The 8,315-nt window shown below is 64.7% G+C and carries 6 protein-coding genes and 1 pseudogene; 6 read left to right on the top strand and 1 reads right to left on the bottom strand.

What is annotated here, in order from left to right:
- Window positions 1–218: 218 nt before the first annotated feature.
- The 3 genes from mmsB to KFO72_RS40610 are packed head-to-tail and all read left to right on the top strand — an operon-like array spanning window position 219 to window position 3,076.
- Window positions 219–1,112: a 3-hydroxyisobutyrate dehydrogenase gene (gene mmsB / locus KFO72_RS40620; RefSeq protein WP_225034463.1), complete on the top strand. Its 894-nt coding sequence runs from the start codon at window positions 219–221 to the stop codon at window positions 1,110–1,112.
- Window positions 1,113–1,910, top strand: coding sequence for an enoyl-CoA hydratase (locus KFO72_RS40615; RefSeq protein ID WP_225034462.1), 798 nt, complete (start codon window positions 1,113–1,115; stop codon window positions 1,908–1,910). It abuts the gene before it with no gap.
- Window positions 1,907–3,076 carry an enoyl-CoA hydratase/isomerase family protein gene (locus tag KFO72_RS40610; protein WP_107204095.1) on the top strand — a complete coding sequence of 390 codons (1,170 nt, stop codon included), beginning with the start codon at window positions 1,907–1,909 and terminating at the stop codon, window positions 3,074–3,076. The genes KFO72_RS40615 and KFO72_RS40610 overlap by 4 nt, the downstream gene beginning before the upstream one ends.
- Before the next feature lie 14 nt (window positions 3,077–3,090).
- Here the strand turns inward: KFO72_RS40610 and KFO72_RS40605 are convergent.
- A pseudogene (locus KFO72_RS40605) lies at window positions 3,091–3,962 on the bottom strand (hypothetical protein).
- A gap of 416 nt (window positions 3,963–4,378) precedes the next feature.
- Between KFO72_RS40605 and KFO72_RS40600 the strand changes: the two are divergent.
- From KFO72_RS40600 to KFO72_RS40590, 3 genes are read left to right on the top strand one after another with little or no spacing between them, the layout of a single operon-like run.
- The gene (locus tag KFO72_RS40600; RefSeq protein WP_060603484.1) at window positions 4,379–4,915 is read left to right on the top strand and encodes a (2Fe-2S)-binding protein; all 537 of its coding nucleotides are present in this window, start codon (window positions 4,379–4,381) and stop codon (window positions 4,913–4,915) included.
- A 9-nt stretch (window positions 4,916–4,924) separates the two neighbouring features.
- Window positions 4,925–5,926: an FAD binding domain-containing protein gene (locus tag KFO72_RS40595; protein WP_060603482.1), complete on the top strand. Its 1,002-nt coding sequence runs from the start codon at window positions 4,925–4,927 to the stop codon at window positions 5,924–5,926.
- A gap of 23 nt (window positions 5,927–5,949) precedes the next feature.
- Window positions 5,950–8,184, top strand: a complete 2,235-nt coding sequence (locus KFO72_RS40590) for a xanthine dehydrogenase family protein molybdopterin-binding subunit (RefSeq protein ID WP_225034461.1) — start codon at window positions 5,950–5,952, stop codon at window positions 8,182–8,184.
- The last annotated feature ends 131 nt before the right edge of the window (window positions 8,185–8,315 follow it).

Below are 8,315 nucleotides of genomic sequence, written 5' to 3'. Positions count from 1 at the left end.
CCGCCCCGCACAGGGGCGACGCGTGAAGCACGCTAACGTCACGCGGATGCCAGCGCAGAGTCAAATCGCGGCCGCCAGCGCAAAGGCAAACGCACAGAGGCGACGCCTAAAGCGAGCTAACGTAACTCGGATGCCAGCGCAAAGCCAAACCACAAAGAAGAAACCCCAAAACCCCACCACAACAGCAAAAAAACCCGGACCAACCCAGAGGATCGAACATGAAAATCGGCTTCATAGGACTAGGCAACATGGGCGCGCCGATGGCGCTAAACCTGCTGAAAGCGGGCCACACGGTAACGGTCTTCGACCTGAACCCGCACGCAGTGCAATTACTAACAGAAGCGGGCGCCACAGCAAAAAGAACCCCAAAAGAAGCCTCGACAGACGTCGAATACGTCATCACGATGCTCCCCGCGGCAGCACATGTAAAAGCAGTGCTAACAGGTGAAGAAGGCATCCTCGCGGGCATCGCGAAGAACGTAACGATCATCGACTCGAGCACCATCGACCCGGCCAGTGTAAAAACCTTCGCCGCCCTGGCGACACAGAACGGAAACACCTTCGTCGACGCACCCGTCTCAGGCGGCACAGGCGGTGCAACAGCCGGGACGCTGACATTCATGGTCGGCAGCACCGCAGAAACATACGAACAGGTAAAACCCATCCTCTCAGCAATGGGCAAAAACATCGTCCATTGCGGCGAAACCTCGACCGGCCAGGTCGCAAAGATCTGCAACAACCTGGTGCTAGGCATCACGATGGCCGGCGTGTCGGAGGCGATGGCACTCGGCGAGAAACTCGGCATCGACCCCCAGGTACTGGGCAAGATCATCAACACATCGACGGGCCGCTGCTGGAGCTCGGACACCTACAACCCGTTCCCCGGCGTCATCGACACCGCGCCGTCCACGCGCGGCTACACAGGCGGCTTCGGCACCGACCTGATGCTCAAGGATCTCGGCCTCGCCACCGATGCCGCAAAACTCGCGCGCCAACCCGTCTACCTCGGCGCGCTCGCGCAACAGCTCTATCAGACCATGAGCACGAACGGCGCCGGCAAGCTCGACTTCTCAGCGGTGATCAAGCTGTATCGCAAGGATGGAGACGCGTAAATGATCGAACTCGACTACGCCCATGACGGCAGCGTCGCCCTGCTGACCCTGAAGCGCCCGCCCGCGAATGCATTCACGCCGGAAGGGCTATTGCAGTTGCAGCACACCATCGAACGCCTGAACGGCGACGCGCAAGTGCGCGCCATCGTCATCACCGGCGACGGCCCGAAGTTCTTCAGCGCGGGCGCCGATCTCAACACCTTCGCCGACGGCAACAAGGAAATCGCGCGACAGGCGGCATCGCGCTTCGGCTCGGCGTTCGAAGCGCTGCAGAACGCGCGGCCCGTCGTGATCGCCGCAATCAACGGCTATGCGATGGGCGGCGGCCTCGAATGCGCGCTCGCCTGCGATATCCGCATCGCCGAGCAGCACGCGGTAATGGCGCTGCCGGAAACCGCCGTCGGCCTGCTGCCCTGCGGCTGCGGCACCCAGACGCTGCCGTGGCTCGTCGGCGAAGGCTGGGCGAAGCGCATCGTGTTGACGGGCGAGCGCGTGGATGCCGCGACGGCACTGCGCATCGGGCTCGTCGAAGAAGTGGTCGAGAAGGGTGCGGCACGCGAATTCGCGTTGCAGATGGCGGCGCGCGTCGCGGGCTTGAGCCCGCAGGCCGTTACGTTCAGCAAGGATCTGATCCAGCAGGCCCGCAACGGCGTGCCGCGCACGGCGGCGCTGGCCGTGGAGCGCGAGCGCTTCGTCGATCTGTTCGACGGCGCGGATCAGCGCGAGGGCGTCAATGCGTTCCTCGAAAAACGCGCGCCGCAGTGGCAAGGCGTGCAATCGAAGGAGTCGCAGCGATGAACGCTGTTCTCAACGAGGCAAGCGCGCACGAACCCGACGTGCTGTTTCGCGTCGTCAATCGCGTCGCGATCGTCACGCTGAACCGCCCGGCCGCGCTGAACGCGTTGTCGCACGAGATGGTGCGCGAACTGGCCGTGCTGGTCGAGCGCTGCCGCACCGATAGCGAAATCGTCGCCATCGTGCTGCGCGGCGCGGGCGCGAAAGGCTTCTGCGCAGGCGGCGACGTGCGCGCGCTATACGGCATGCGGCAGCGCAACGAAACGGACTGGCAGCAGTTCTTCATCGACGAGTACCGCCTCGATTACGCGCTGCATACCTTTCCGAAGCCCGTTGTCGCGCTGCTCGACGGCATCGCGATGGGCGGCGGCATGGGCCTCGGCCAGGCGGCGCGGCTGCGCATCGTCACCGAACGCACGAAGATCGCCATGCCCGAGACGCGCATCGGCTTTCTGCCCGACGTCGGCGCGACACGTTTTCTGAGCGTGATGCCCGCCGAGATCGAACTGTATGTCGGACTGACAGGCGTGACGCTGACGGGCGCGGAGGCGTTGTGCTTCCAGCTTGCGGATCTGTGCGTGCCGTCCGAATGGCTCGACACGTTCGAGGAGCGTCTGTTGCGCATCGCAACGGCCGACGTCGCCGCCGACGGTCTGCTGCGCGCCTTGCGCACCGTATTCGAGCCGCCATGCAACATCGTCCCGCACGCGGGGCTCGGCGCGTTCACGCAGTTGATCTTGCGGCACTTCGACCGGCGCTCGGGCGTCGAGCGGATCGTCGCGACGCTGCGCCAGGATCTGGAGCGAGAGCATGCACCGCAAATGGGCCAGCGCGAGGTGCGTCAGTGGCTGCAGGCAACCTATGACGCGTTGACCTCGCATTCGCCGACCATGCTGTACGTCACGCGCGACGCGCTGTTGCGCGGCCGTCAGATGACGCTCGCCGAATGTTTCCGGATGGAACTGGGCATCGTCACGCGTGCGATCGAAGAGGGCGATTTCAGCGAAGGCGTGCGCGCGCATCTCGTCGACAAGGACCGCAAGCCGCGCTGGGCGCCCGCGACGCTGGCCGAAGTGCGGCCCGAGCGCGTGCGGCATTTCCTGTCGTCGCCGTGGCGGACGCAGGCGCATCCGCTGGCCGATCTGGGCGTGGAGCAGGCGCTTGCATGAACGCGGCGGCGCCGCTAGAACCGGTAGCCGATACCACCCATCAGCACATCCGTATCGCGGCTGTAGCGCGTGACGACGCGATTCCACGTCACGCGCGCCGCCCAGTGCTGCGTGAAGCGGTACGACGCCGACACCGATACGAGGCCCGACAGGATGCCGTCGCCCGTCGAGCGTTCGTCGGGGTCTTCGCCGTGAGGCCGTCGCGGCGCGCTTTCAGGCCGCCGCCCTCATGCAGATAGCCGAACGTGCCGTCGAGCCAGTGCGTAAGCCCGCGGCGGTATTCGATCGACTCGGCTATCGACGTCTGCGACTCGAGGCTGTTGAGAATGGTCTGCCCGACCAGCACCGTGACTTCGTTGTTCGTCACGTCATGCGTGCGCGGCAGCGCCCAGGCGCGCGGTCCCGGCTCGTCGGGCGCGTCGAGCTGATAGCCGGCGCCGAGCAGCACGGCCGTCGTCGAAGGTCCGTTCGACACCTGCACGCGGTTCAGTTGCAGGCTCGTCGTCCAGCGGCGCGATGTGTACCAGGTCGCCCGCGCGCTGAACAGGCCGCCCCAGCCGTGGGTGTTCGAGTAGCCCTGGCCCTGTTCGGCCGCTTCCGTATCGAAGTAGCGATACGGCCCCACGCCGACCGCAATCACGAAGCGGTTTTGCGCGAGCGGCAAACGCCCCCAGATCTGCACCGCCTGCCCGTCGCGGTGATGGTCCGGCATATGGCCTTCGTTCAACCACGTGATGCTGCCCGCGAGGTATCTTCCAAAGCCTTCCGTATAGTCGATCGCCCACGAATACGTGTTCGTGCCCGCGCCTCTCAGCCAGCCGCCGTACAGCGCGATTTCCTGCGCCGACGCGCTGCGGGCCGACAGCAGGGCGCAGGCTGCGCCCATCAGTAGCAACGATTTCAGACTGCGGCGCCGTTTCCGTTTCATGTTCTTCACTGTCATGCGCATTGAATCGAAATCGTTCTGGATGAGTGAGCGATGTATGGGCTGTAGCGGGCAGATGTAACCGTCACGGAGTTTTGCAGCGCGGCATGTGCGAGCCCGGGTATCGCGCTTGCTGGGCTGGTCAGTCTGTCGATATAGATCTGACGTTTGATCGGCATCCGGATGGCGCAAGGGCAGCACGTCTGACATGCGGAGGGTTCACCGGCGCGCCCGCGAATGGGGGCCTATACTTTCCGCTTGTCCATCGGTGCTCCACGGTACGGCGACGGCGTCGCGCGATCGTGACACGCGCCATCTGGCATTCGACCGTCTTCCTTCCGATCGTCCCATTCCGATTGCTGCATGGAGATTTCCCGATGCCCCACACCATTGCCCGACCCGAAGTCACTCCACCCGGCGACACCCCCCACGCGCAGCCGTCGTCCAGCGTCACGATTCCCGTCGAACTGAACGTGAACGGCACGGCTTACGCGCTCGCGCTCGATCCGCGCACGACCTTGCTCGACGCGTTGCGCGAGCATCTGCATCTGACGGGCACGAAAAAAGGCTGCGACCACGGCCAGTGCGGCGCGTGCACGGTGCATGTGAACGGCCGCCGTGAAAACGCGTGTCTGTCTTTCGCTGCGACGCACGAAGGCGACACGATCACGACCATCGAAGGCATCGGCGAGCCCGATGCGCTGCATCCGATGCAGGCCGCGTTCGTCGAATGCGACGGTTATCAGTGCGGCTACTGTACGTCCGGCCAGATCATGTCGGCCGTCGCGCTGCTCGACGAGGCGATCGGCCCCGACGACGCCGACGTGCGCGAAGCGATGAGCGGCAACCTGTGCCGCTGCGGCGCCTACCAGAACATCGTGACGGCCATCCAGACCGTGCGCGGCAAGCGCTAGGAGGCCACGATGGAACTGTTCCAGCTTTCGCGCGCGAACGACGTGCGCGACGCGATCGTCGCGGGCGCGGCGTCGCAAACCGCGCAGCAGGGCGCGCAGGTGCGTTTTCTCGCGGGCGGCACGACGCTGCTCGATCTGATGAAGCTCGATGTCGAGAAACCGGCGCGCGTGGTCGATATCCGCCGCTTGCCGCTCGACCGCGTCGAAGTGACGGATGACGGCGGCGTCAAGATCGGCGCACTGGTGCGCAACGCCGACCTCGCGCTGCATCCGCTGATTCACGAGCCGTATGCGGTGCTGTCGCAGGCGCTGCTGGCAGGCGCGTCCGCGCAACTGCGCAACATGGCGACGACGGGCGGCAACCTGCTGCAACGCACGCGCTGCGTCTACTTCCGCGATACCGCGATGCCGTGCAACAAGCGCGCGCCCGGTTCCGGCTGCGCTGCAATCACAGGCTTCAACCGGACGATGGCGATACTCGGCACGAGCGACGCATGTATTGCGACCAATCCGTCGGATATGAACGTCGCGCTCGCGGCGCTCGGCGCGACGGTGCAGATTCAGGGGACGAAGGGCGCGCGCAGTGTCCCGATCGACGATTTCTACCTGCTGCCGGGCGACACGCCGGAGCGCGAAACCGTGCTCGAACCGGGCGATCTCGTCACACATGTCACGTTGCCTCCCATTCCGGGCAGCCGTTCGCTGTATCTGAAGCTGCGCGACCGCGCGTCGTACGAATTCGCGCTGGCTTCGGCGGCTGTCGTCGTCAATGTTGTCGACGGGCGCATCACGCGCGCGCGTGTCGCGCTCGGCGGCGTCGGCACGAAACCGTGGCACGCGCGCGAAGCCGAAGCCGAACTCGCGGGCGCCGTGCCCGACGCCGCCAGCTTTGCGCGCGCCGCCGACGCCGCGCTCGCCAATGCGAAAGCGCAGAGCCAGAACGGCTTCAAGATCGAACTATCGAGGCGCTGCCTGATACATGCATTGACGCAGGTCATGCAGTCCGTCTGAAACTTTTTCGAGGACTTCTTTCCATGTCCACTGTGTCCGATTCCTTGCTGTCCGTGATTGGGCAGCCGCAGTCGCGCGTCGACGGTCCGCTGAAAGTGAGCGGACGCGCGCAGTACACCTCCGATATCGATTTGCCCGACATGCTGTACGCGGTGCCCGTATGCGCGACGATCGCGAGCGGCCGTGTCACGTCGCTCGAATTCGCCGCCGCGCAGGCGATGCCCGGCGTGCGCGTGATTCTGCATCGCGGAAACATCGGCCGCTTCTACCGCATTTCGGGCAACTCGATGGAGACGGGATTCGTCGACGAAGCGCGTCCGCCGTTCGACGACGATGTGATCCGCTATTACGGGCAGTACGTGGCCGCCGTCGTCGCCGAGACGTTCGAGGCGGCGAGCAACGCCGCGGCCGCCGTGAAAGTCGGCTATGACAGGACGGCGCATGACGTCAGCGACGAACTCGAAGCGAAGGGCGAGCCGCATGTCCAAAGCGAGCGTGGCGACGCGGCCTCCGCATTCGAAGCCGGCGAAGTGACGCTCGACGAGACGTACGTGACGCCCGTCGAAACGCACAACCCGATCGAACTGCACGCCACTGTCGCGCAGTGGGACGGCGAGGGCTACACCTTCTATGAGACGACGCAGGCCGTGTCCAACCATCAGGGGACGCTGATGCAGATGCTCGGCTTGCCGAAAGAGAAAGTGCGCGTGATCTCGCGCTATCTCGGCTCGGGCTTCGGCGGCAAGCTGTGGATGTGGCCGCATTCGCTGCTGGCGGCGGCTGCGTCGCGTCACACGGGGCAGCCGGTGAAGCTGGTCGTGAGCCGCAAGATGATGTTCCAGAACGTCGGCCATCGTCCGACGACGCAGCAGCGCATGCGTCTTTCCGCCGATCGCAGCGGCAAGCTCACGTCGCTTCGCCACGACTACCTGAATCACACCGCGATTGCCGACGACTACGAGGAAAGCTGCGGCGAGATCACGCCGTTCTTGTACAGCGTGCCGAATCTGCGTGTGACTTCGGGGCTGGTTCGGCGCAACGTCGGCTCGCCGACGGCGATGCGTGGACCGGGCGCGGTGCCGGGTCTGTATGCGCTCGAATCGGCGATGAACGAACTCGCCCGCAAGCTCGATATCGACCCTGTCGAATTCCGTTTGAGGAACGAGCCGAAAGTGGACGAATCGACGGGCTTGCCGTTTTCGTCGCGGCATTTCGTGGAGTGTCTGACGACGGGCGCGAAGAAGTTCGGTTGGGCGCAGCGCACGGCCGAAGTCGGTTCGATGACGCGCGACGGGCTGACGCTCGGCTGGGGCGTCGGCGCGTGCGGCTGGCCGGGGCTGCGTTTTTCCGCCGAGGCAAGCGTCGATCTGCGCGCGGACGGCACGGCGCGCGTCGTGTGCGGCACGCAGGACATCGGCACGGGCACGTACACGATCCTCGCGCAACTGGTGGCGGGGCACACGGGCATTCCGCTCGACAAAATCGAAGTCGTGCTCGGCGATACGATGCTGCCTGTAGGGCCGATATCCGGTGGTTCGGCCGCGACGGCTTCCGTGATTCCCGCCGTGCTGCAGGCGGCGCGTGCGGCAACGGAGATGGTGCTGGCACGCGCGGCGGCTGTCGACGAGTCGCCATTCAAGGGTGTGGACAAGGACACGCTCGCGTTTGGCGCGGGGCGGGTGCATCGCAAGACGGAAGCGGCGGAGAAGGGGGTGCCGTTTGCGCAGATCCTGCAGGCGGCGAAGATGCATGCGGCGTCGGGGAAGGGCAGTGCGCAGGGCGGCTTTGACGATCCGTTGAAAAAGCACTATTCGATCTACTCGTATGGCGCGCATTTCGCCGAGGTGACGTGGCAGCCGGAGACGGCGCGGCTGCGCGTGAACCGTGTCGTGACGGTGATCGACGCGGGGCGGATTCTGAATCCGCGCGCCGGGCGCAATCAGATTGAAGGGGCTGTGGTGATGGGGGTTGGGATGGCCTTGTTTGAACATACGATGTATGACGCGCAGAGCGGTGCGCCGATCAATAGCAATCTTGCGGACTATATTGTTGCTTCGCATGCCGATACGCCGGCGCTGGATGTGACGTTTCTTGATTATCCTGATCCTGTTTTTAATGAGTTGGGGGCGCGGGGGATTGCAGAAATCGGGCTTGCTGGTGTCGCGGCGGCGATTACGGATGCCGTGCATCATGCGACAGGGGTCAGGGTGCGGAGGTTGCCAGTGATGATTGAGGATTTGCTTTTGGGAAGTATGTAGCGCCTTCGCGGCGCGGGCGGTTTGGTTGTGGTTTGGTTTTTGTTTTTTGTTTTGGTTTTGGTTTTGGTTTGCCGGTTTTTTCGCTGGCATCCGCGTTACGTTAGCGTGCTTCAAGCGTCGCCCCTGTGCGG

It is taken from the genome of Paraburkholderia sp. XV, from assembly GCF_020177535.1.
GTDB lineage: Bacteria > Pseudomonadota > Gammaproteobacteria > Burkholderiales > Burkholderiaceae > Paraburkholderia > Paraburkholderia caribensis.
This window is presented reverse-complemented; position numbering and strand designations above follow the sequence as displayed.

Coding starts and splice junctions, on each gene's coding strand:
- mmsB (WP_225034463.1), top strand. CDS start 219: ATGAAAATCGGCTTCATAGGACTAGGCAACATGGGCGCGCCGATGGCG.
- KFO72_RS40595 (WP_060603482.1), top strand. CDS start 4,925: ATGGAACTGTTCCAGCTTTCGCGCGCGAACGACGTGCGCGACGCGATC.
- KFO72_RS40615 (WP_225034462.1), top strand. CDS start 1,113: ATGATCGAACTCGACTACGCCCATGACGGCAGCGTCGCCCTGCTGACC.
- KFO72_RS40590 (WP_225034461.1), top strand. CDS start 5,950: ATGTCCACTGTGTCCGATTCCTTGCTGTCCGTGATTGGGCAGCCGCAG.
- KFO72_RS40600 (WP_060603484.1), top strand. CDS start 4,379: ATGCCCCACACCATTGCCCGACCCGAAGTCACTCCACCCGGCGACACC.
- KFO72_RS40610 (WP_107204095.1), top strand. CDS start 1,907: ATGAACGCTGTTCTCAACGAGGCAAGCGCGCACGAACCCGACGTGCTG.